Raw genomic sequence first — 21,285 nt, 5'->3', positions numbered from 1 at the left:
ATCTCATCTGGAGAGAACGATCGTGTCGCATTCCGTCACCCGCCACACTGTCGGCGGTCCCGCTGAACCCGGCGGTCCGGGTTTGCCCACGCCGGGCGGCGCCTTGCGTGGCGGCAAGCCGGCCACCGCACGGCGCCGCCGTCCGTCGCCCACCGCGCGGCGGCAGCGGCGCGCGGCTTTTCTGTTTCTGGCGCCGGCCTGCGTGATGGTGGCCATCTACGTGGTGTGGCCGATCCTGTCGACCATCCGCTTGAGCTTTTTCAACTGGGATGGCATGAGCGAACCGTCGTTCGTCGGCCTCGCGAACTACGTGGAGTTGTTCCATGCGCAGACGTTCTACACGGCGCTCAAGAACAACGTCATCTGGCTGCTGCTGTTCCTGCTCGCTCCGCCGATGGGCCTCGCCGTCGCGTTGTATCTGAATCAGGCGGTGGCCGGTATCCGTATCGTCAAATCGCTTTTCTTCGCGCCGTTCGTGTTGTCGGGCGTAGTGGTCGGTCTGATCTTCTCGTGGTTCTACGACCCGACCTTCGGCCTGCTCGCGATGATTCTCGGCCACGGCGTGCCGGTGCTCGGCGACCCGCGCTATGCGACGTTCGGCATCGTGTTCGCGGCGCTGTGGCCGCAAACCGCCTACTGCATGATTCTTTATCTGACCGGCCTCACGTCGCTGAACGCCGAACAGATCGAGGCCGCACGCATGGAAGGCGCGCGCGGCTGGTCGATGCTGTGGCATGTGATCCTGCCGCAACTGCGGCCGACCACCTTCATGGCGATCGTGGTGACTATCATCGGCGCGCTGCGCAGCTTCGATCTGATCTCGGTGATGACGAGCGGCGGTCCGTTCGAAAGCTCGACCGTGCTCGCGTATTACATGTACGACCAGGCGATCAAGTACTACCGCATCGGCTATTCGGCGGCGGTGGCGGTCGTGCTGTTTGCCATCATGCTGGTGTACATCGTTTATCACTTGCGGCGGATGCTGCGCGCCGAGCAATAAGGAGCCGACCATGTTTCCGATTCCCATCGACAAATGGAAGCCGGCCACTCGCCGCATGTACAAACTGACGTTGCCGGTCGCGCTGCTGATCTGGCTGCTGCCGATGATCGCGGTGCTCGTCACGTCCGTGCGTTCGACAGAAGAGTTGAGCGAGGGCAACTATTGGGGCTGGCCGAAGCACTTCGCGATGTTCGAAAACTATCGCGAGGCGCTGACCACGTCGCCGATGCTGCATTACTTCTGGAACAGTGTGCTGATCACGGTGCCTGCCGTGGTGGGCTCGATTGCATTGGCGGCGATGGCCGGTTTCGCGTTGGCGATCTACCGGTTCCGTGGCAATTCGACTTTGTTCGCGACGTTCGTGGCGGGCAATTTCGTGCCGGTGCAGGTGCTGATGATTCCGGTGCGGGATTTGTCGTTGCAACTTGGTCTCTTCAATACCGTCAGTGCGCTGATTCTGTTTCACGTGTCGTTTCAGACGGGATTTTGCGCGCTGTTTCTGCGTAACTTCATCAAACAGTTGCCGTTCGAACTGGTCGAGGCGGCACGCATCGAAGGCGCGAATGAGTGGACAGTGTTCTTCAAGATCGTGCTGCCGTTGATCCGGCCGGCACTCGCGGCATTGGCGATTCTCGTGTTCACGTTTGTCTGGAACGACTACTTCTGGGCGCTGTGTCTGACTCAAGGCGACGACGCCGCGCCGATTACCGTGGGCGTGGCCGCATTGAAAGGGCAGTGGACCACGGCGTGGAATCTTGTTTCGGCGGGATCGATTCTCGCGGCATTGCCGTCAGTGGCGATGTTCTTTGCGATGCAGAAACATTTTGTGGCCGGGTTGACGTTTGGGGCGACGAAGGGTTGAAGGGGTTGTGTGTCGTGTCGAGAAGGGTTGCCCGCGAAAGCGGGCTTTTTTTGTAGCTGAAATTCCTGCTAACCGCATTGCCTCGCAAGAGGTGCGGATAGCAGGAGCGTAGTCTTTTCAGTTCAGTTCACTAAAGCCTGAATGGCCTCAGTTGTTGTTCCAGTGAGTCGGAACCTTACGATAGCTGCTCCAGTTATTGCCGCCTTTGCAGATCAGATCCGAACCGTGGGTCTGACACCAGGCTTCATAACCCGGTGAGTAGAGCCACTCGCCGATCCAGTGCAGATCGACGTGCGGATCCGATGACGGCGTGGAGGCCACGAAGTTGGCAGCGTCGTCCGTGCTGCCCGAGCCCGTGTAGTGAGCTACGGCCGGATACGGGAACACCGGACGCGTCCGCGTCGTTTGACCGTTCGCGTCCACGATCGAGGCGACGATCTTGCCCGGCTTGGTGCCGGTCTCCGCCCACGCCATCACCGACGTCACGATGTCGAACGTGTTCGGGCCGTTGCCGCCACCGCAGTGCGCGACGCCGGGGAACAGATAGAGCCTCGTGAATTGATCGACCTTGTCGCTACCCATGTAGTACCTCATCTGCTCGTAGTACTCGATCGTGCCGCGCGGCGTGATGTGCTGATCTTCGAGGCCGTGCCACAGGATCAGCTTGCCGCCGCGGCGGGCGAACGGGCTCAGGTCCGGATCGGTTGCCGCGAGATAGCTCGACACCGGCGCGGTCTTCAGGAAGCCTTCGATCGTGAACTTGAGGTTGCTCAAGGTGGCGGAAGGATTCGAACCGTTGAAATAGTCGAGGTACTGCAGGAACGGCAGAACGAAGTTGATGCTCCCGCTCGGCCCGGCGTCGGTGGCCGGCACGAACAGACTCCAGTTCAACTCGCCGCCCCATTCACGCGAGACCGGTTGCTCGAGGTGGACGCCGTTCGCATCGGTGGCACCGTCATGAATCTCGCGTACGACATTCACTTCGGCTTGCGACAGACAGGTGGATGCCGCCTGGCCTTTTGCGCACAGCATGGACTGCGGATTGAAGTGGCACACTTGCGGATTGTCGATCACACCGTCAGTCACACCGTCGATGCTATCGCACGCTTGCAGCACGGCAGCGTGAATCAGCGGCAGCTTGCTCGCGAGCAGAATGTACTTGCCGGTCTTGGGATCGAGGTTCATCACCGCGGGCCACGCGTGATGGAATGTGTTCTGAACGATGAGGTCGTTTGCTGGCGCGCCCGCCGCGATGCCGTCGAAGTCATCCGGGAAACGCTGTGCTTCCATCAACGCTTCACGGCCGCCATCGGAACAACCATCGAAATACGAGTACTTCGCTGGCCGCGCGTAGAACTTGTTGATGATCGCTTTGGAGACCTGTGCGGTGGCATGCTCCGCGCGATACGCGAAGTCGATCTTGGTTTGCGGATTGAGCGCCCACGAGCCGTCGTTACCACCTTCGTGGCCCATGTCGGTCGCGGCCATCGCGATCTGTCCGTTGGTCACCGGTACGCAGGTCGAGGCCATCGGCGCATTGACGGACAGGTTGCCGCACAGGCCGCCGCAACCGGCCTGCAAGTAGCGCTGCGTCCAGCCTTGTGTCGGCAATTGCAACTCGAATAGCGACGCGCCCGGTCCGATCGTCCCCTTCACATCGCACACGGCTGCCGGTAGTGTGTTCTGCCCCACGACGGTGCCTGCAGGGAGCACCGTCGCCGACGTAATGGTGACCGTGCCATCGATGACGCCGCTGAGGTCCATGCTCATCACGGCGGCGCAGTTCATGGCCGGCATGACGGCGGGGAGGTTGGCTAAACCAGTGGTGGCAGCGCTTGCGTTGATCGGCATGCCGAGCATCGCAATCAGCGCGGCACCCATTAGCGCGGCAAATGATCTGCCGCCGACGGTCTGTTGAAGAAGCCAGGTCTGCACTGCTAGCAGCCAGCCTCGTGTTGCACATCCTGTTTTGAAAAGACCAGGCATCTTTGTCTCCTGTCATTGTCGTCGATTGACGCGGGGCGGACATTGTCCGCGGCCATCGGAATGGGGACCGCTCGATGCGCACCGCAATCGACCTCGGTGCGCGGGTTCAATATAGGCGGGCGTGATATGGGAAAGAAGGCGTGGCGCGGCTGCCAGAAGACGATCGAAATAAGCTATCCGAATCTTTCTGGTTGTTGCCGCTAATTGCGGGCGCGATCTGGAGCGCTTCATTAATTAGAAAGCGCCGCAAAAACAATGGGGTAGGGCAGGGTGTCGGGTGGTTCGACGAGGTGGCGCGTCGAGCGACTCCGTCGCGTGTGTCATTCCACCCGATAAGAAAAATAGATTGGATTGCATAACTTTCGCAATCGTTGCCTGATCGATACCGTCATCGATGCCGCCGGTGCTGCGTGGAAATATCGTGTAAGCACTTTTGAATCACGGCATGTTCTCCCGTCATCGGGCCACTTCATGAGCGCTATCCTGCTTTCACCGCTATCGCAGTCCTTGATTGCATGGCAGCAGGCCGCGACACAGTCTCGCCGCGCCTGAGCCTGGTTATTTCCCTGAACAGAGGCCCGGTATGTCCACCTTGAACACCGTTTTCTCCCGCACCCTTCAACGCCTCACGACGCCGTGCGCATTGCTGTCGATCGGCTTACTGGTCGCAGGCGCCACGCTTGCTATGGATGCGTCCGCGGCAAGCTTCAAGTGCACGAGCAAGTCGTCCGCGTCGGAAAAGATCGTCTGTAAAGATCCGGCACTGTCGGCACTCGACGACCGTCTCGCCGCGGCCTGGCAGCGCGCGAAAGACACCACGCTCGACACGGCCGCGCTTGAAGCCGCGCGCACGCATCAATGGCTGTGGCGCCAGCACAACTGTACCGATCAGGCTTGCGTGAAGAGCTGGTACGACCGCCGTATCGCTGAACTGGACGCCGACTACGAGCAAGCGAAGCAGGCGCGCCGCGAAGCGTTCGACGCGTCGCTGGCCGGGCAGAACCTTGCGCCTTCGGCGGCCGATGCGGTTCGGAAGATGAAGGGCGAGTCCGTTGCGAACGCGACGACTGCTAGTGCACAGTAGTTGCCGGTGGTGATGGCGCGCCGGTGGGCACGACGCATCCGCGCGCTAATTCACATTGAAATGCACGCGGACGTCCTGCCGGCTTTCGACCGGATGGCCGCTCTGCAATGCCGGAAAGAAGCGCCATTTGCGAAGGGCTTCGAGGAGAAGCTGGTTGAGGCGTGGATTGGGAGTCGGCTTGAGCAGTTCGACATCGACCGAGCCATCGGCGTGAATTACGAAGCGCGCGGTCGCGACGGTTTGATAGGCCTGCTCGCGTAGGTCGTCGGGCAACTCAGGCAACGGTTGCGCGATGGCGCGCGCGGCTGCATCACCGGCAGAGATGGCGGGTTGTGATGTGCTTTGTCTTTCCTCCGACGAGTTGGTTGAATGCACGGGGGACTCGGCGGGCGCGCTGGGTTCATTGGGAGCAGCGATCTGGGCTGCGTGCCTATCCGGCGTCGGCATCCGTGGAGCGGGTGCTTCAGTGTGTCTAGGCACGGCATGCGGGTGTGGCTCGACCGGCCGCAGTGGCTTGACCACAGGCGTTGGCTCGGTATGTATTGCCGGCGGTGGATCGAGTTCCACCACGCGCATCTCCAGCGGCTTGTCTGGTGCCGGCTCGGATGTCGTTGCGTCGAGCCAATGTCCGAGCGCGAACAGAAACACGAGCCAGAGCACGAGCGCGATAAAAATCGCCAGCCCGATCCGAAGCTTCGGCGAATCATCGACGGTGGTGGTCAGATGCATCGCGCTATTCACGATGCACGGCGATCAGAAAATGCGCCGCGCCGGCGCGGCGTGCGGCGAGCATGGCTTGCACGACCGTGCCGTGGCCCGCTGCGTCGTCGGCGGCAATGACGACATTTGCGTCGGGCTGCAACAGGCGCTTTATCGTCGGCTCGATCTGATCGGGACGCACGGGCAGATGGTTCACGAAGATCTCATTGCGGCGATCGACCGAAATGGTCAACGGTTCGTGCGCGTCCATCTGCTGCGCGCGGCCCGCGGGCAAGGTCAGCTTAACGGCATCGAGCCGCTGCATGGCGAGCGAAGCGAGCATGAACGTCGCCAGCAGAAAGAACATCACGTCGATCATCGGAATGATTTCGATGCGACCGCGCCCGGCCGCGCGCGAGCGTTTGAACTTCACGAGTGCGCTCCGGCAGCGGCAGCGGCAAGGCGGATTTCACCGAGCCGCGCATTCGCGAACGATTCGAGTTCATCCATCAGACGTTCAAGCCGCCGTGAAAAGTAGTTGAACGCGAAGAGTGCGAACAGCGCGACGACGAGACCGATCGCAGTCGCCACCAACGACTGTGCCACCCCGCCGGTGACGCCGGCCGGATCGACGAGCCCCGTGCCGCCGAACAACTGAAACGAATGCATCATGCCGACGATGGTGCCGAGCAGGCCCAGCAGCGGCGCGGCCGTGATGATCGTCTCCAGCACCCAGAAACCCTTGCTCATATCGCGCTCGATTTGCGAAGCGACCGACTGCGCATTGGCTTCGCGCAACCACAGCGGGATGGACGGGTCGGGCAGCCACGGTGCATTCATCCGCCTGAATGCGTTCTGATTCGCGGCGTGATTCAATCCGTTATCCAGATGAACGGTTGATCCAACCTTGTGAATATCGTGCGCGGCGTGAATGCCTGGCGGCAAGCGGCCAAAACGCAAAAATACATAGGCGCGATCGAGGACGATCGCAACCGCCAGAACAGCGAGTACCGTGAGCGGATAGATAACCCATCCGCCCACACGCACCGCCGCCAGAACATTCGTCCAATCCTGCATAACCGACCTCGTTGCCGTGTGACAGATTTAAAAATGCTTGGTGATACCGGCATAGACGGCGAAATGCGGGCCGTATTGCGGCGCGCCCACCCCGATGCCCGAGCCGTCGCGCAACTCATAGACCCGATTGAACGCATTGACGACCAGCAAGCGTGCATCGAACTTGCCGACGAGAGGCTGGTTGAAGTGCTGGATCACGCCGAGATTGATCTGCACATAGACGGGTAGGCGATCGGTATTGGCAAAACCGCTTCTCAAGCCGCTGCCCACAAGGCCGTCGAAGGTGAACGTCGTTCTGCCGAGGTCGTACGTTCCGCCGAATGACGCGGTCACGCGCTGGTCGTGATCCAGATACACCCAATGGTCGTTGATGAAGGCGAGTTCGTCCGCTTCGAAATTGAATTGGGCGGAGTCGATCTGTTTGCCCTGCGCGCGGCTGTAGGCTAGGTTCAGATAGGCGGACACGTTGTCCTGCTTGTAGTTCGCGGTGAACTCGAGTCCGTACACGCGTCCGTATTGATAGTTGAACGGCGTGAAGATGAGGGCGGAGCCGAACTGTCCTTCGTCGAGCAGGTTGGTGGATTTCTTATAGTAAGCGTCGACGCCGACTGTCACGTTCGAACCGAGGCGCTGCGTGACGCCGAGATCGAAATAGTGGCTGCGTTCGGGTTGTACCTGATCGTTCTGGCTCGACGGACTCTGGTTTGTCGTGCCGTTGAAGCGGCTAATGGTCGAGCCCGACACCAGTTCGAACGCAGGCGGTGTGAAGTAGCGCGCGTAGCCGGCGTGAAAGGTGGTGGTCGGCGTCAGTGCATAGACAAGCCCAATGCGAGGACTCAGTTGGCTCGCGCTGACGTACTCGTCCATCTTGTCGTAACGTAGCCCGTAGTTGAGTGTGAGCTTGTCGGTGATTTTCCATTCGTCCTGCACATAAGCGCTGTACAGGTAGCCGGTTTTGCTGCTCGAGTCGTGGATATTGAAGGGCTGGTCGGATAGCTGATTGCCGTCTGCGTCCGTTGCGAAGACGTTGACGCTGTCGTCGAATACCGCGTGCTCCTGTTGGAAGAACAGGCCGGCGCGAATCGTATGCTTGGCGTTGAGTCGCCACGTGGTGTCAACTTGCGCGCCATTGGCCGAGTTGCTATGAAAGTCCTGCGACGCTACGCCGTTGAACAGCAGGTCGCCCACCGGATCGGGATTGAATTGCGTTCGCGTATAGCGGGTAAATAGCGCGACCTGGTAGTCCAGTGCGCCGCCATTGGTGCCCTGAAGCGCCACCACGGCAAAATTGTTTAACTCCGATTGCGTTTCGTTCAACTGACTCGAATCGAACGTGCTGTTGCCGTTGAGCGTGAAATTGGTCGGCAGACCGGGCGTGTTCGGGATTTCGAACTGGTTGCTCGTGGTGCCGAACATCAGGCTCACCCGCGTGAGTGGATTGATGATGTACGACATATAACCGAACGCGTCGCCCTGACGGGTGTGGTCGTGAATGGCGTTCGCGCTTGCAGTGGGATTCTCGATGCCGAGGTTGTTGACGCCGAGCGAGCCGCTGAAGTAGTAGCTGAACGGACCTTGCGTGCCGAACACGTCGGCACTGGTCTTGAGGGTCTGGTGGCTGCCGCCGAATACGTCGATCGTGCCGCCATTGCCCGCATCGCCCGTCTTCGTGCGGATGTCCACGACACCGGCAGTGCGGTAGCCGTACTGTGCGGGCAACGCGCCGGTCAGCAGATTGACCTGGTCGATGATGCGCGTGTCGAGCGCCTGCCCAAAACCGCTGATCGGCTCGGGAATCATGATGCCGTTGATACGGTACTGCAGATTGGCGTGGTCTCCGCGCACGTGCAATTGACCGTATGAATCGCTGGCCACGCCGGGCGCCTGAAGCAGCACCTGATTCAGTGGCGTGTCCTGGCCCGCGGGTAGCGCATCGATATCGGCCTGGCTGAAGCGGTACACGCTGCTACCGGTCTCCGGCAACAACCCATTGCGTGCTCTGTCCAGTCGCTTCGCGTTCACCTGAACGTCGAGTGTGCCGCTCTTCGCGAGACTGACACTGACGGTGCTTTCCGTGCCGGCGCTCGTGGTCGTGATGCTGTTGCCGCTCGCAAAGCCCGCTGCGGTGACGACGACCGCGTAGGTGCCCGGTGTCACGTGCGCGATGGCAAAGCGGCCTTCGGCGTTCGTTTTCGCCTCGCTGACAGCGGCGCCGCTTGCGTTCTGCACGATCACTGTGGCGTTGTCGACGGGTTGGCCGGTGGCATCTATGACTGCGCCGGTTACTGAACTTTCGTCGGTTGCGGCGTGGGCGCGGGCGGCCATTGCGAACAGCAGTAAGGCTGCAGAGGAGACGCGCGTGCGGTTTTTCATCGTTATGTATTCGAGTGTGTTGGCGACTGGGGGGATGCGTTTTTTCTGTCTTGGTCGACGGATTTCCTGGGGCTGAACGTGCGCGGCGCTGGATAGCGGTGCGGATCTCCTTTCAACTGCGGTAGTCTTTTGAAACGTCTCCGGAATGTTATATCATTACATTCATGGAAAACAATAACAAGTTGATGGCGCGTTGGTTTTGAGGCGCGGGATGAGATCGTGAGCGTAATTCGCAGGCACGCGGCTGCCCGGTTTCGGACAGTCGTCGTCGTTCGGCGCGTCTTATCGGTTGTGCGTGTCGCGCGCCGGCTGAGGCGGCGGGAGGGCGGTTTTGATCGCGTGTCGAGCGGTTTTGTCGAGCCGACCAGGCAATTGTTGCCGTCGCAGACGACGTGGCTCATCCGGCTGCGACGAAGTTGCAGCCGTGGGCGCTAAAGTTCAGAGGATGGCTTGTTGCAGATGCTCGAGCATCGCCACGCTGAGAGCAGCATGGCGGGCAGAGAGGGATTGCTTGGCGAAATGAGGCTCTTCGAATCGCTGTGGATTGTCGATACGCCAGTTCAAGACTGCGCATGCTTTGCCGCGTCCTCGATGACAGCGGTCACTTCCTTCGGCCGCGATTCGTAGACCGAGTGGCTCGCGCCCGGGATCACCGTCGTATGGCTATGTGCGCGTGCGTAATACCAGCGTTCGAGATCGGGGTTGATGATCTTGTCGTTGGCCGCTACGATGCCCCAGCTCGGCTTGGTCGTCCACGCGGCGACTGTCATCGGCGCGGAGAAGACTTTTGCGGCCGTCAGGATTTGCGCGTGCGATTCGAACTGCGCTTGCTTGAGCGGCAAATCGGCAGCGAAATCCTTGGGGAAGTCCGCGGGATTCAGATAGGTGTATCCGTCGCTAGTCTTCATGATCGCGCCCGGCTGCTTTGACGTATAGCTCGGCATGCCCTTGCCAAGGTCGCTTTCATCTTCGCCGACTGCCGGTGCGTGCGCGGCCACGTACACCAGGCCCACCACGTTCGGGTTCACGCCGGCTTCGGTAATGACCGAACCGCCGTAGCTGTGGGCCACGAGAATCGTCGGACCGTTCTGCTGATCGAGTACGCGTTTGGTCGCGGCGACGTCGTCGTCGAGCGAGGTCAGCGGCTCCTGCACGATGGTGACGTGATAACCGTCTTTGGTCAGTCTGTCATAGACCGGTTTCCAACCCGAGCCGTCCACCCATGCGCCGTGTACGAGAACGATGTTGTGGACCGGCGCATTCTGCGGTTTGGCATCTTGCGCCATCGCGCCAGTCGAGGCGAAAAGGGCGGCGGACAACGACAAGGCCGTCGCGACGAGAGGCAAAACTTTCATGACAAACTCCGGTTTTCAAGTGAGAGATTCTTCTTTAAAAATATTTCGAATCTCTTGCGAAAATTAGGAATCCTGTTGATATCGAAGGCGGAACAGGATTCCCGATACGTGTCATTCAGCTGCCGAAAAAGACGTTGCAGAAGCTGACGGGGCCGACGCAGCTGGAATCCGTCGACGCGTGCTTGTGCATGCCGGACGAAGAGCTGCCGTCCTGCGCCACGCCGCCGTACGACGACTGCGTCGTTTGCGGAGCGTTCTGCGCGGCGACCTTCGCTTCGGCGGCTTGAATGGCGGCGGGGTAATTAGCATCGTCCCCAAGCGAAGGGTTGTAGCCCGCCTGTTCGAGGCGCACCAGATCGGCACGCACTTCGGCGCGTGTGACGGGGGCATTCGATTGTGCGAAGCTCAGAACAGGAGCGGCCAACGTGCCGACGGCGAGAGCGAAACAAACAAGAGCTTTTTTCATGATAAAAATTCCTTCGTAAATGCGATGAGTTGGGTGGCAACGATTGCCTGGAAAGCGTGCTGAATTAGCTGCCGAAGTACGGGGTGCAGAAACCTGCGGGGCCGACACACTGCTGCGTGTTCGTGTGCATATGTTCCTTCGCCGAGGCTTGGGTAGCGAAACCTGCCGAAGCGAGCACGATCAGCGAGAGAATGATGGAAAGTTTGCTTTTCATTTGGATACCTAACTAATAAAAGATTGAAGACGCCTTGCGAATTAAGTGAAGCTACGTCTTTACTCGTCCACTGACATGACCCGCTTGCAACGAGAGCAGCGCGTACATGCCTGTTTCGTCACTACCGTGCAGCGTTCGTCGCTGTCATGTAGGGGCAAACACCTCGGGTTTCCGCTTATTCCAAATTTTTTCGCGATTGTGACGAAAAAATTGAGTCTTACATTTTCATGAACGTCCGGTGCGTCAACGGCGGACCTTTCTGTCATCCATCGAAAAAAGCTGCATCGCGCCAATCCTTGTCCAGTAAGGCTCCCAAACGTTTGCACTGTTAAGTCTGAGGATTACGTTTATTAAAGCTTTGCGTTTTGCATGTCGTTATCCAGTCCAATAATGTGGACCATCGGACACGCGCGAGCCTTCAGCACGGCTGGCGCTGGACGAGGAAATAGCTCTTCGGGGGAATCATCTTGAATCACCAACGATCGCCATGGTCGCGTACAGCGGCTCCGGGCGAAGTCATCTATTCCGAAGGCTTCGCGGGCGACGCCGTCGTCTACGTCATTGCGGATGGCAAAGTCGAAATCTCCACCCAGTGCGACGAGAAGAAAGTGATCCTCGCGACACTAGGCAAAGGCGAGTTTTTCGGCGAGGCGGCTTTGTTGCCGCCCGAACCACGGGCACATACCGCGAAAGCGCTGAGCTTCTGCCAATTGACCGTCATCGCGGCCAACGTGGTGGAGGACGAACTCGAGCGCGTCTCGCCGTTGCTTCGCCATATCGTACGCACGCTGATCCGGCGAGTGAAAAAGAAGGACGACGTTCTCGCCACCAATACGCACGCTGATTTTCTGCCGGGCGTCGTGTCGTACGCGCATGTCCTGTCGTTGATGGCGGGCGGCGAGAACGCCGACAGGCCGGACGGCCGCATGCGCCGAGCGCAAGGCGAGGAATTCTCGGTACCACTGCCCGACGTGATCAGGAAGTGCCATGCGATTGCCGGTCATTCGCGTCCGCATGTGATGGCTATGCTCAAACGGATGGAGAAACTCAATCTCGTCTCGCTCGAACCGGGCCGCTCCGATCGCTCGAGCAACACGTCGGCGCGCTATTCCGCGCAGGACGGCGCGACGAGCCGGCAACTGGTCACGTTCGATCCGCTGCGAATCACCGAGCGTGCGCAACAGGTGGCGGACCACGATCTCGATCTCTCCATCAGCAGCGAGTTGGAACTGATCGAACTGGACGACCTGGAAGCCTTGATCGGCGTCGAGAAGAAGGTGATTCTGAACAAGCTGTCCCACGCTGAAATCGCGGAAGACATCTTCGCTTTTCGCAAGACCAAGGTGCTGAACTATGTCGAAGAAAAGGGCATCAGCTATTTCTCGCGCCGCAATACTCGCGGTCTGAGCGAACTGAAGTCGCTCGACGATCTGGAGTTTGTCGACCAACGAACCTTGTTCGAAGCGGTGAGCGCATTCGACACATACGACCTCGCGAAACTGCTTTCCGCCGTGACGGGCCAGCCGATCGCCGAGCGCCTGCTCTCGGTGATGACTGAGGCGAGAAAGAAAGAAGTCTCGTGGGTCATGCGTCGTGAGATCAAGATCGATCCGCTCGAAATTGCCGAGATCGAAGAACGCTTTCTCGAGACCGTGCGGGCGATCAAAGCTCCGGCGGCCGCGCCTGCGCCGCTGTCCAATCTGGATGCCTGACGCGCAACACGCAAACGGTACGCACTGTCGACTTCGAGCTTCGAAGGCGCGGGCGGCCATTCGAGAGGACGTATGGATCTTTTGACGCTATTTGGCGCGGTGTTCGGCGTGACGGCGATCGTCGCGGGCTTTTCGCTCGAGGGCGGGCACTTCACTTCGCTGTTTCAGTTGGAGGCATTCGTCATCGTTCTGGGCGGCACCTTCGGTGCGGTGATGATTCAGAACACCTGGGCGAGGTTTTACGACGGCATCAAGCAACTGCGCCTGGCTTTTTTGAAGGCGCGGCAGGTCGATCGCGAGAGCCTGTCCGTCCTGCTCGAATGGGGCGATCAGGCGAAGCTGAACGGCATGCTGGTGTTCGAGTCGATCGAGGCGGGCGGCATCAATCCGTTTGCCAAACGAGGTTTGGAACTACTGGCAAACGGCGTATCGACGGCTGTGCTCGAAGACGCCTTGCAACGAGAACTGGATGCATACGAGCGCAATCACATGGCGGCCGCACGGATCTGGCAACAGGCGGGCGGTTACGCGCCGACGTTCGGCATTCTGGGCGCCGTGCTGGGTCTGATTCAGGTGACCGGCCATATGCTCGAGCCCGCGCAACTCGGGCAAGGTATCGCGGTGGCTTTCGTCGCGACGCTATATGGCCTCGCTCTCGCTAATCTGGTCTTTCTGCCGTTGTACGGAAAGATCAGGGCGCAGGTGGATAGTGAATTGCGCTTCCGGCGTTTATATCTCGACGGCTTGCTCGCGATCTCGCGCAAGGAGTCGCCTCACACCATCGAGACGCGGCTCGCGGGTGACGTGCGGGAAAGATCGGCCGAGTTGCTGGGCTAGCCGGTTCCGGTTCGCGCATATGACGAGCGAGCCGGAACCCATCACAGGTAATTTCGGACGCGGGCTTTTCGGGTATGAACACCTCCTCGGGTAACAAGCGCCTCACGGCGGATAAGACCGGCTATGACGCCGCCGAAGGCGAGGAGCAGTCCGGGCGCTGGCTGATCTCCTACGCCGATCTCATCACGACGCTGATGGTGTTGTTCCTCGCGCTCTATGTGCTGCAGTTGGCAAAGACGAGGGAATTCGAAATCAAGGCGCTGGAGCGCCATGCGGTGACAGAGGCGACGTCCGCTACGCCGGATGCCTCGAAGAAGCGGCTTCTTTCTCTGTTGGAGCCACTTCAGGACAATCGCCGGATTACGATTTCGAACGCGGCTCACGGCGTGGAAATCGCCATCAACGCAAAGGTTCTGTTCAATTCGGGCGACGCGCGTTTATTGCCGGAATCGTTCGGCGTGTTGAATCAGATTGCCGGCGTGCTGCGTGACAAGTCGAAGAACAACATTCTCGTGGAAGGACATACGGACAACGCGCCCATCTCGACGGCGAAATACGAATCCAATTGGGAGCTGTCTTCCGCACGAGCCGGCGCGGTGGTTCGCTTCTTCGCGGACAAAGGCATCGAAGCGCACAGAATGGCCGCGATCGGGCGGGCCGACAATTTCCCCTTGATCATCGGCGATGACGCGGTGGCGCGCGCCGCGAATCGTCGTGTGACTATTCTCGTCGAGTACTGAATTGCCGCGGGTGGAGAATAGGCTAACGCACGACCCGCAGCATCCAGGTGCCCATTCGCGCTAGAGTATCGACAACGGCCCCGCCGCGATTCCACGCATTCCGCCGAACCCGCGAATTGTCGAGATCCCCTATGCCCGTCAGCACTCTGCCTGATCCGCTCGGCGCCGCCTGCACTTCATTGGGCAGCTTCCTGCGCGATCGCCGCTCGCGTTTGCAACCGGGGCCGGACGCGCCGAGCCGGCGTCGTACGCCGGGTTTGCGGCGCGAAGAAGTGGCGGCGCGGGCGAACGTTAGCGTCGCGTGGTACACGTGGCTGGAGCAGGGGCGTGGCGGCCTACCGTCGAACGAGGTGCTGGAGCGGCTTGTCCGTGCACTGGAACTCGACGCTGCGGGCCGCGAGATGCTGTTCCTGCTGGCCCAGCAACGGCCGCCGCCGCTCAGCCCGTTTGCGCCGCCGCAAGTCACGCCTGCCTTGCAGCGCGTACTGGACGGCATGCCCGGCAGTCCCACCATCGTGAAGACGCCGACGTGGGATGTCGTGGCCTGGAACGCGGCCGCGGTCGCGGTGCTCGGCGACTACGCGGCTGTGCCGGCGCGCGAGCGCAATGTGCTAAGGCGTCTGTTCGGAGACCCGGCAGTGCGAGAAAGCCAGCCGGATTGGGAGGAAAGCGCGCGTGCCGCACTCGCCGTTTTTCGCATCGATATCGCGCGCATCGGCGGGTCGGCGCAAGCCGCGGCGCTTGCGGCCGAATTGCAGGCGAGCAGCGCGGACTTTCGCCGCCTGTGGGCGGAGAACGACGTGCGCAGTCATTGGATTGGAACAAAACGTCTGCGCCACTCGCAGGCCGGGCCGATCACGCTCGAGTATTCGGCCTTCGCGGTGGATGGTGGAGACGGCTTGAGCATGGTCGTGTTTTCGCCGGCCTCGGCGGCCGATCTGCGCGCCGTGCAAGCGCTCATCGCGCGAACCACTCAAGCCGCGTGACGAACGCGGTTCAGTTCAAAGCCGCTTCAAGACGTCTTCGCAGGCATGAATTTGAACGAAGGCGTCGGCACGAAAGTACCTGATACGTCGCCGGAATAAAGTTGACCCGCGTCGATCGTCAGCTTCATCACGAGCGCCGGGCACCCGACATCACGCGGAGCGCCCGGAGCACTCCTCGCGACGTCAACGCCAAACCGCCACTCAGCTACCCATATAAAGCGAACGATTCAGGTTGGCGAGTTGACCATCCTTCTCCGCTTGCACGAGTTCCTGACGGACCTGTGCGCGCGTTTTCCCGGCAACGCTGGCCGTGCTCGCGGACCATTGCGGCTGCGCAGCCTGAGCGATCTGCGAAGAATCCACAGTGCCGGTCGAGGGCGTCGGTACCGCAGCGTGAGCAACACTTCCGATCACGCTGGCAGCAAGAGTCAAAGCAATCATGGAAACTTTCATATCGTTCTCCTTGAACGGTTGGATAAGAGACGTCCGCGGATCAGAAAGCACGAGCAGAGGTCGACCTGGACTTGCTGCGATGCGATTCTTCTCAGAGAAGCGGCGTTGATGTATTGAACCGCGCGGGTGTATCGGGCATGTGTCGAGAAAGCGGCGAATTGCAATGTTGTGTATCGCCGGAAACCGCGGATACATTCCGATACGAACCCGCGTTTATCCTTGCTGCGCGAGCAGGGCTTGAATCTTCGCTTCCGTCTTCGCATAGTCGCCTTCGCCGAAATGCGTGTAGACGATCCGGCCTTGCTTGTCGAGCAGGTAGAAAGCCGGCCAGTACTGATTGTTGTACGCGTTCCAGGTCGCATAGCGATTGTCCTGGGCGACCGGATAAGTGATGCCGAAGCGCTTGATGGCGGTCTTCACGTTGTCGGTGTCGCGCTCGAACGGATACTCGGGCGTGTGCACGCCGATAACCGTCAGCCCCTGGTCCTTGTATTTCTGATTCCAGCTTTTCACGTAGGGCAGCGTGTTGATGCAGTTGCCGCAGGTGTAGGTCCAGAAATCGACCAGCACCACCTTGCCGCGCAGTTGCTGCAACGTCAGCGGATCGCTGTTGAGCCATTGCGAAATGCCGGCGAATTCGGGGGCCGGGGCGTTGGCTGCGAGGGCGGGCGCGCTCGGTTCGGGCGACCCCGCGAAGGCGGCAATACCGCTCGCGGCTGCGGCGGCGATCACAGTTGCGACGGCGAATGTTTTGATCTTGGATGCGGAGAGCATGTCAGTGTCCTTTCAGGATGAGGCTAAAAACGGCAGTTCGCGTATCAGCCGCGAATGACTGTATTGAAGCGTCCGCAGGTATCTGGCATGTGTCGTTCAGACCTCTTGGGTGCAATGTTGTGTATCTGTACGGGGTCCAGATACACTGCGACACAATTCGCCGTGCGAGCCAGGCTATAAAGCAGGCATTGCCAATCACGGAGAGCACCATGAGCGCCGACTTGCTGCAAGGGGCCTGCCACTGCGGGGCCGTCAAATTCGAAGTGCGTACCCCGATCGTCCCGGCCGGGCGCTGCAACTGCAGCCTGTGCCGCCGCAAGGGCGCCTTGATGACGCCGCTGTTCCCGGCAAGCCAGTTGAAGATCCTGAGCGGCGAAGATTTACTGACGCTCTATCAGTTCAACACGCGGGTGGCCCGGCACTATTTTTGCAAACACTGCGGTGTCTATCCGTTTCATCAGACGCGTAAAGACCCGCAGCAGTGGCGAGTCAACATCGGTTGCCTGGAAGGCGTCGATCCGTATAGTCTGGAAGCGGGAGTCGCGGACGGCGCGAGCCTCTCCGTGCTGGAGGACGCATGAAACGCCTGCTGGCTATCGTCGTCTTCGTGACGGGCGGCCTTGCCGCCGAACTGGCGCATCCGGTGCAGTGTTCATTGATGTGTGCGAGCCGGGTGCAGTTGAAACGCCAAAAGAGATGATGCATTGATGGAAACCATCGATCACGTACTGATTGTCGACGACGACCGCGGCATCCGCGAATTGCTGGCCGGTTATCTCGAGAAGAACGGCATGCGCGTGTCGCTCGCGGCGAATGGGCGCCAGATGCGCGCGGCGCTGGAGCAGGGCGCGCCCGATCTGATCGTGCTGGATCTGATGATGCCCGGCGAGGACGGTCTGGTGCTGTGCCGCGAACTGCGTGCCGGCAAATTCCGTTCGGTGCCGGTATTGATGCTGACGGCGCGCAACGAGGAAGCCGATCGTATCGTCGGCCTGGAGATGGGCGCGGATGACTACCTGCCCAAGCCCTTCGCCGTGCGTGAATTGCTCGCGCGCATTCGCGCCGTGCTGCGCCGCGCCCGCATGCTGCCGCCCGGCATGCAGGTGACGGAATCGGCGCCCATGCTGGCCTTCGGCGACTGGCGCCTCGACACCACCGCGCGCCATCTGCTGGACGCCGAAGGCACCATGGTGGCACTGAGCGGCGCCGAGTACCGCTTGCTGCGCGTGTTTCTCGACAATCCACAGCGGGTACTGACGCGCGATCAACTCCTCAACCTCACGCAGGGCCGTCAGGCCGATCAGTTCGATCGTTCGATCGATCTGATGGTGAGCCGTCTGCGTCAACGGTTGCGCGACGTCGCGCGCGAGCCGCGCTACATCAAGACGCTGCGCAGCGAGGGGTATGTCTTTTCCGCGGCGGTGACTGCCATCGAGGATCCGCAATGAACCGCTGGTCCTGGCTGCACTGGCCGCGCACGCTGTTCGCGCGGCTTGCGCTGATTCTTTTCGTCGGCCTCGCGCTGGCGCAGACCTTGTCGTTCTGGCTCACGCTGACCGAGCGCGACCAGACCATGACCAACGTGATGATGGGTTACATCGAGCGCGAAGTGAGCAGCTCGGTGGCGCTGCTCGATCATCTGCCGCCGAACGAACGCGCGCAGTGGCTGCCGCGGCTCGCGCGGCGCAGCTACGAGTTCATTCTGGGGCCGGGCATTGCCGGCAGCCCGATCGATGCGCATCTGTCCGAGCGTGTGGCGCAATCCATCGCGGACGGCATCGGCAGGCACTATCCGCTGACGGTGAATGCCGTCCCCGGCGACAAGGAGCGCCTGCAGGTTCATCTGCAACTGAGCGACGGCACGCCGCTGACGATCGATATGCGCCCCATGTCGGGCGCGCCGCTGTCGCGCTGGCTGCCGCTCGTGCTCGCGTTGCAACTGGCGGTGCTGGTCGCGTGCTGCTGGCTGGCGGTGCGGCTCGCCACGCGCCCGTTGCATCAGCTGGCGCTCGCCGCGGATACGCTCGGCCCCGACCTGAAGGCGGCGCGCCTGCCGGAGGACGGGCCGTCGGAAGTGTCGCGCGCCGCGCGCGCCTTCAACGCGATGCAGGACCGCATTGCCACCTACATGACCGAACGCATGCAGATTCTGGCGGCGATTTCGCACGATCTGCAAACGCCGATCACGCGCATGCGCCTGCGCGTCGACGTGATGGACGACGACGCGCAGGGCGCGAAGCTGCGCCAGGATCTGCAGGAAATGGAAAGCCTGGTGAAGGAGGGCGTGACGTACGCGCGCACGCTGCACGGCGCGACGGAAGTGCCTTGCCGCGTCGATCCCGACGCGCTGCTCGACAGTCTCGTCTGCGACTATGTGGACGCCGGCCAGGCGGTCAGCCTGGAAGGGCGGCTCGGCGATTCGCTGGTGACGCGTCCGCAGGCATTGCGCCGCATACTCGGCAACCTGGTGGACAACGCGCTGAAGTTCAGCGGCGCGGCTGAGATCACGGCGGCCACTTTGCCCAGCGGAGAAACAGCGATCGCCGTGCTCGACCGCGGCCCCGGCATACCGGCTGAGTCGCTTGAAGCGGTGTTCGAGCCGTTCTACCGGCTCGAAGCATCACGCAATCGCGATACGGGTGGCACGGGGCTGGGCCTCGCCATCGCGCGGCAACTTGCGATGGCGATGGATGCGACACTCACGCTGCACAACCGTCCCGGCGGCGGCCTGGACGCGCGCTTGACGCTGAGGAATCTGCGCAAGGCGTAGTTGCGCTTGTCGCTGGCCGCCAGGCGCACGCAGCGCCCGGTCTCACCTGTTCAGCGCCAGATATTGATGCAGCGACTGGATCGCGGCCGCTCCCTCGCCGACGGCGGCCGCAACCCGCTTCACCGAGCCGCTGCGCACGTCGCCTACAGCAAAGATGCCGGGCCGGCTCGTCTCCAGATAATGAGGCGGGCGGTCCGACGACCACTGCGGAACCGCATCGGGACCCGTGAGGACGAAGCCGTGTTTGTCGAGCGCGACGCAATCGCCTAGCCAACCGGTACTCGGCTGTGCGCCGAGAAACAGGAACACATGGCGGATCGGTTTCTCCTCGATGCGGCCTTGACTGTCCCACTTGATCGATTCGAGTTGGGTCTCGCCGTTCAGTTCGACGATCTGCGTGCGCATATGAACGCTGATGTTCGCCGCCGCTTCGATCCGTCGGATCAGATAGTTCGACATGCTCGCGCTGAGTCCGTCGCCGCGAATCACGATATGCACGTGACGCGCGAATCCCGACAGGAACACCGCGGCCTGCCCAGCCGAATTCCCGCCACCGACTATGACCAGTTCCTGGTTGTTGCAGAACGCGGCTTCCATATAGGTCGCGCTGTAATAGATGCCGCTTCCCTCGAACTCTTCGAGGCGCGGCAGGAGCGGCTTTCGATAGCGCGCGCCGGTCGCGATGACGACCGCGCTGGCATACACGTGCTCGTTGTAATTGAGGCGCAAATGAAAGGGCGGCGCGTTCTCACATTCGATGCCGAGCACTTCGATGGGCACGCCGACTTCCGCACCGAATTTGCGGCATTGGGACAGGCCCCGGCCGGCAAGCGCTTGCCCCGAGATGCCGGTCGGGAATCCAAAGTAATTTTCAATCTTCGAGCTGGTGCCGGCCTGGCCACCGGGCGCCTTGGTGTCGAGCACCGCGACCCTCAGTCCTTCGGAGGCCGCGTACACCGCGGCCGCAAGACCTCCCGGTCCCGCGCCGACCACGACCACGTCGAACCGTTCGCCGTTCAGCCGGTCGGGGCTCAGGCCGATCGCATCGGCCACCGCCCGGTTGGTCGGCTGCTTGAGCACATTGCCTTGCAGGGTGACGATCACCGGTATATCGGCTTCGGTTGCGTTATAACGTTCGAGCAACCCCTTGGCTTCCTCGTGTTCGACGATATCGAAGTAGGCGAAAGGCTGCGCATTGCGGCTCAGGAAATGCCGCAGCACGAGCGTGCTCCACGAAGCCGAACTGCCGATCACCAGCAGACCGCCGTGCTGATCCTGAATGAACGCGACGCGCCGCAGGATGAACGCGCGCATGATCGTTTCGCTCAACTCCGCTTCCGCGACGACGAGCGCCCGCAGCGATTCCTCGTCGATCACGATCACTTCGCAATCGCTGATGGCGTGGGCCGTCGCGACCGCGCCGCGGCCCGCGAGCGTGCCCACCTCGCCGGTGAAGCAGCCGGGGCCGTGCGTGCCCAGAACGTGGCGCTTGTCGCCGGCGCCTCGGGTCGCCTCGATCGCGCCGGAGACGACGGTGAACATGGGAATGTGCCGGTCGCCTTCGGTGAACAGGATGTCGCCTGCCTTCAGCCGGCGCCGTTCGCCGTATCGTTCCAGCACCGCAAACTGACGTTCATCGAGCGTTGGAAAAATCTGATGGTGGCGGCTGCCGCCGGGCACCAGGTCTTCACGTCTGCTTGACGACTTATTGCTCATGGGGCGTTCCGAATGGAGGGCGCGTGCTGCGCGCCGTGGTGAGCTTGCTGCCGGATGCCGCATCGGCGCGAACGGTCTGCATGGACCGGAGACGACGGCGGACCGTCCTATCCGCAGAGATTGTGCGCCTGAGACCAGGCCTAGGTAAAGTGCGAAAAAGAGGGGTGTGCCGCTTGCTCGT

General features: G+C 61.2%; 23 protein-coding genes. 11 read left to right on the top strand and 12 right to left on the bottom strand.

Features of this window, described 5'->3' with window-relative positions; genetic code table 11:
- Positions 1 to 22 precede the first annotated feature (22 nt).
- Both P0D73_RS00325 and P0D73_RS00320 read left to right on the top strand, forming a co-directional pair.
- On the top strand, positions 23 to 1,000 hold the full coding sequence (locus P0D73_RS00325; RefSeq protein ID WP_408174889.1) for a carbohydrate ABC transporter permease: 978 nt from the start codon (positions 23 to 25) through the stop codon (positions 998 to 1,000).
- A gap of 10 nt (positions 1,001 to 1,010) precedes the next feature.
- Complete coding sequence (locus P0D73_RS00320; protein ID WP_132377659.1) at positions 1,011 to 1,862, top strand: carbohydrate ABC transporter permease; 852 nt, start codon at positions 1,011 to 1,013, stop codon at positions 1,860 to 1,862.
- 147 nt (positions 1,863 to 2,009) lie between these two features.
- On the opposite strand, the gene P0D73_RS00315 is transcribed toward P0D73_RS00320, so the two are convergent.
- Positions 2,010 to 3,848, bottom strand: a complete 1,839-nt coding sequence (locus tag P0D73_RS00315) for a tannase/feruloyl esterase family alpha/beta hydrolase (RefSeq protein ID WP_408428958.1) — start codon at positions 3,846 to 3,848, stop codon at positions 2,010 to 2,012.
- A 583-nt stretch (positions 3,849 to 4,431) separates the two neighbouring features.
- Here P0D73_RS00315 and P0D73_RS00310 point away from each other — a divergent pair.
- Positions 4,432 to 4,932 carry a lysozyme inhibitor LprI family protein gene (locus P0D73_RS00310; RefSeq protein ID WP_408174886.1) on the top strand — a complete coding sequence of 167 codons (501 nt, stop codon included), beginning with the start codon at positions 4,432 to 4,434 and terminating at the stop codon, positions 4,930 to 4,932.
- A 45-nt stretch (positions 4,933 to 4,977) separates the two neighbouring features.
- On the opposite strand, the gene P0D73_RS00305 is transcribed toward P0D73_RS00310, so the two are convergent.
- From P0D73_RS00305 to P0D73_RS00270, 8 genes are all read right to left on the bottom strand, one after another.
- Positions 4,978 to 5,661, bottom strand: coding sequence for an energy transducer TonB (locus P0D73_RS00305; RefSeq protein WP_408428954.1), 684 nt, complete (start codon positions 5,659 to 5,661; stop codon positions 4,978 to 4,980).
- A 4-nt stretch (positions 5,662 to 5,665) separates the two neighbouring features.
- Positions 5,666 to 6,064 carry an ExbD/TolR family protein gene (locus tag P0D73_RS00300; protein ID WP_408317818.1) on the bottom strand — a complete coding sequence of 133 codons (399 nt, stop codon included), beginning with the start codon at positions 6,062 to 6,064 and terminating at the stop codon, positions 5,666 to 5,668.
- Positions 6,061 to 6,708, bottom strand: coding sequence for a MotA/TolQ/ExbB proton channel family protein (locus P0D73_RS00295; RefSeq protein WP_408317816.1), 648 nt, complete (start codon positions 6,706 to 6,708; stop codon positions 6,061 to 6,063). Before P0D73_RS00295 ends, P0D73_RS00300 begins: the two co-directional genes overlap by 4 nt.
- 27 nt (positions 6,709 to 6,735) lie before the next feature.
- A complete protein-coding gene (locus P0D73_RS00290) occupies positions 6,736 to 9,081 on the bottom strand; it encodes a TonB-dependent receptor (RefSeq protein ID WP_408428951.1) in 2,346 nt (781 codons plus the stop codon).
- A 438-nt stretch (positions 9,082 to 9,519) separates the two neighbouring features.
- The gene (locus tag P0D73_RS00285) at positions 9,520 to 9,645 is read right to left on the bottom strand and encodes a hypothetical protein (protein WP_408174879.1); all 126 of its coding nucleotides are present in this window, start codon (positions 9,643 to 9,645) and stop codon (positions 9,520 to 9,522) included.
- Positions 9,642 to 10,436, bottom strand: coding sequence for an alpha/beta hydrolase (locus tag P0D73_RS00280; protein WP_408428949.1), 795 nt, complete (start codon positions 10,434 to 10,436; stop codon positions 9,642 to 9,644). The genes P0D73_RS00285 and P0D73_RS00280 overlap by 4 nt, the downstream gene beginning before the upstream one ends.
- Positions 10,437 to 10,551: 115 nt before the next feature.
- Positions 10,552 to 10,902: a DUF4148 domain-containing protein gene (locus tag P0D73_RS00275; protein ID WP_132377651.1), complete on the bottom strand. Its 351-nt coding sequence runs from the start codon at positions 10,900 to 10,902 to the stop codon at positions 10,552 to 10,554.
- A 64-nt stretch (positions 10,903 to 10,966) separates the two neighbouring features.
- Positions 10,967 to 11,116 (bottom strand): hypothetical protein, encoded by a 150-nt coding sequence (locus tag P0D73_RS00270; protein ID WP_165923924.1) that lies wholly within the window; start codon positions 11,114 to 11,116, stop codon positions 10,967 to 10,969.
- A gap of 467 nt (positions 11,117 to 11,583) precedes the next feature.
- Between P0D73_RS00270 and P0D73_RS00265 the strand changes: the two genes are divergently transcribed.
- The 4 genes from P0D73_RS00265 to P0D73_RS00250 all read left to right on the top strand — a co-directional run bounded on the left by P0D73_RS00265 (position 11,584) and on the right by P0D73_RS00250 (position 15,391).
- Positions 11,584 to 12,828, top strand: coding sequence for a Crp/Fnr family transcriptional regulator (locus P0D73_RS00265; RefSeq protein WP_408428946.1), 1,245 nt, complete (start codon positions 11,584 to 11,586; stop codon positions 12,826 to 12,828).
- Positions 12,829 to 12,900: 72 nt separating this feature from the next.
- Positions 12,901 to 13,665 carry a flagellar motor protein gene (locus P0D73_RS00260; protein ID WP_408428943.1) on the top strand — a complete coding sequence of 255 codons (765 nt, stop codon included), beginning with the start codon at positions 12,901 to 12,903 and terminating at the stop codon, positions 13,663 to 13,665.
- 74 nt (positions 13,666 to 13,739) lie between these two features.
- Entirely contained in the window at positions 13,740 to 14,405 is a 666-nt protein-coding gene (locus P0D73_RS00255) for an OmpA family protein (RefSeq protein ID WP_408428940.1), read from the top strand.
- A 131-nt stretch (positions 14,406 to 14,536) separates the two neighbouring features.
- Positions 14,537 to 15,391 (top strand): helix-turn-helix transcriptional regulator, encoded by an 855-nt coding sequence (locus P0D73_RS00250; RefSeq protein ID WP_408281407.1) that lies wholly within the window; start codon positions 14,537 to 14,539, stop codon positions 15,389 to 15,391.
- A gap of 201 nt (positions 15,392 to 15,592) precedes the next feature.
- On the opposite strand, the gene P0D73_RS00245 is transcribed toward P0D73_RS00250, so the two are convergent.
- Entirely contained in the window at positions 15,593 to 15,844 is a 252-nt protein-coding gene (locus P0D73_RS00245) for a DUF4148 domain-containing protein (protein ID WP_132377646.1), read from the bottom strand.
- A gap of 213 nt (positions 15,845 to 16,057) precedes the next feature.
- The gene (locus P0D73_RS00240) at positions 16,058 to 16,618 is read right to left on the bottom strand and encodes a thioredoxin family protein (protein WP_408281409.1); all 561 of its coding nucleotides are present in this window, start codon (positions 16,616 to 16,618) and stop codon (positions 16,058 to 16,060) included.
- A 209-nt stretch (positions 16,619 to 16,827) separates the two neighbouring features.
- Here P0D73_RS00240 and P0D73_RS00235 point away from each other — a divergent pair, with 209 nt between their 5' ends.
- The 4 genes from P0D73_RS00235 to P0D73_RS00220 are packed head-to-tail and all read left to right on the top strand — an operon-like array spanning position 16,828 to position 19,388.
- The gene (locus tag P0D73_RS00235) at positions 16,828 to 17,199 is read left to right on the top strand and encodes a GFA family protein (RefSeq protein ID WP_408281412.1); all 372 of its coding nucleotides are present in this window, start codon (positions 16,828 to 16,830) and stop codon (positions 17,197 to 17,199) included.
- Complete coding sequence (locus P0D73_RS00230; RefSeq protein ID WP_408281413.1) at positions 17,196 to 17,318, top strand: hypothetical protein; 123 nt, start codon at positions 17,196 to 17,198, stop codon at positions 17,316 to 17,318. Before P0D73_RS00235 ends, P0D73_RS00230 begins: the two co-directional genes overlap by 4 nt.
- Positions 17,319 to 17,325: 7 nt before the next feature.
- On the top strand, positions 17,326 to 18,066 hold the full coding sequence (locus tag P0D73_RS00225) for a response regulator (protein WP_132377643.1): 741 nt from the start codon (positions 17,326 to 17,328) through the stop codon (positions 18,064 to 18,066).
- Complete coding sequence (locus P0D73_RS00220; protein ID WP_408174868.1) at positions 18,063 to 19,388, top strand: sensor histidine kinase; 1,326 nt, start codon at positions 18,063 to 18,065, stop codon at positions 19,386 to 19,388. The genes P0D73_RS00225 and P0D73_RS00220 overlap by 4 nt, the downstream gene beginning before the upstream one ends.
- A gap of 42 nt (positions 19,389 to 19,430) precedes the next feature.
- Here P0D73_RS00220 and P0D73_RS00215 read toward each other — a convergent pair whose 3' ends face one another.
- Entirely contained in the window at positions 19,431 to 21,104 is a 1,674-nt protein-coding gene (locus tag P0D73_RS00215; protein ID WP_408317804.1) for an FAD-dependent oxidoreductase, read from the bottom strand.
- Between the last annotated feature and the right edge of the window lie 181 nt (positions 21,105 to 21,285).

Source organism: Paraburkholderia sp. RL18-101-BIB-B, assembly GCF_046026985.1.
In the GTDB taxonomy this organism is placed as follows: domain Bacteria; phylum Pseudomonadota; class Gammaproteobacteria; order Burkholderiales; family Burkholderiaceae; genus Paraburkholderia.
Note: the sequence above shows the minus strand (reverse complement) of the source record. Positions and strands in the feature narration are given on the sequence as shown.

Bases quoted from the DNA above. Each gene is read 5' to 3' on its own strand.
- P0D73_RS00295 (WP_408317816.1), bottom strand. From the start codon at position 6,708: ATGCAGGATTGGACGAATGTTCTGGCGGCGGTGCGTGTGGGCGGATGG.
- P0D73_RS00290 (WP_408428951.1), bottom strand. From the start codon at position 9,081: ATGAAAAACCGCACGCGCGTCTCCTCTGCAGCCTTACTGCTGTTCGCA.
- P0D73_RS00305 (WP_408428954.1), bottom strand. From the start codon at position 5,661: ATGCATCTGACCACCACCGTCGATGATTCGCCGAAGCTTCGGATCGGG.
- P0D73_RS00235 (WP_408281412.1), top strand. From the start codon at position 16,828: ATGAGCGCCGACTTGCTGCAAGGGGCCTGCCACTGCGGGGCCGTCAAA.
- P0D73_RS00220 (WP_408174868.1), top strand. From the start codon at position 18,063: ATGAACCGCTGGTCCTGGCTGCACTGGCCGCGCACGCTGTTCGCGCGG.
- P0D73_RS00280 (WP_408428949.1), bottom strand. From the start codon at position 10,436: ATGAAAGTTTTGCCTCTCGTCGCGACGGCCTTGTCGTTGTCCGCCGCC.
- P0D73_RS00275 (WP_132377651.1), bottom strand. From the start codon at position 10,902: ATGAAAAAAGCTCTTGTTTGTTTCGCTCTCGCCGTCGGCACGTTGGCC.
- P0D73_RS00245 (WP_132377646.1), bottom strand. From the start codon at position 15,844: ATGAAAGTTTCCATGATTGCTTTGACTCTTGCTGCCAGCGTGATCGGA.
- P0D73_RS00230 (WP_408281413.1), top strand. From the start codon at position 17,196: ATGAAACGCCTGCTGGCTATCGTCGTCTTCGTGACGGGCGGCCTTGCC.
- P0D73_RS00270 (WP_165923924.1), bottom strand. From the start codon at position 11,116: ATGAAAAGCAAACTTTCCATCATTCTCTCGCTGATCGTGCTCGCTTCG.
- P0D73_RS00225 (WP_132377643.1), top strand. From the start codon at position 17,326: ATGGAAACCATCGATCACGTACTGATTGTCGACGACGACCGCGGCATC.
- P0D73_RS00215 (WP_408317804.1), bottom strand. From the start codon at position 21,104: ATGAGCAATAAGTCGTCAAGCAGACGTGAAGACCTGGTGCCCGGCGGC.
- P0D73_RS00255 (WP_408428940.1), top strand. From the start codon at position 13,740: ATGAACACCTCCTCGGGTAACAAGCGCCTCACGGCGGATAAGACCGGC.
- P0D73_RS00260 (WP_408428943.1), top strand. From the start codon at position 12,901: ATGGATCTTTTGACGCTATTTGGCGCGGTGTTCGGCGTGACGGCGATC.
- P0D73_RS00250 (WP_408281407.1), top strand. From the start codon at position 14,537: ATGCCCGTCAGCACTCTGCCTGATCCGCTCGGCGCCGCCTGCACTTCA.
- P0D73_RS00315 (WP_408428958.1), bottom strand. From the start codon at position 3,848: ATGCCTGGTCTTTTCAAAACAGGATGTGCAACACGAGGCTGGCTGCTA.
- P0D73_RS00320 (WP_132377659.1), top strand. From the start codon at position 1,011: ATGTTTCCGATTCCCATCGACAAATGGAAGCCGGCCACTCGCCGCATG.
- P0D73_RS00310 (WP_408174886.1), top strand. From the start codon at position 4,432: ATGTCCACCTTGAACACCGTTTTCTCCCGCACCCTTCAACGCCTCACG.
- P0D73_RS00240 (WP_408281409.1), bottom strand. From the start codon at position 16,618: ATGCTCTCCGCATCCAAGATCAAAACATTCGCCGTCGCAACTGTGATC.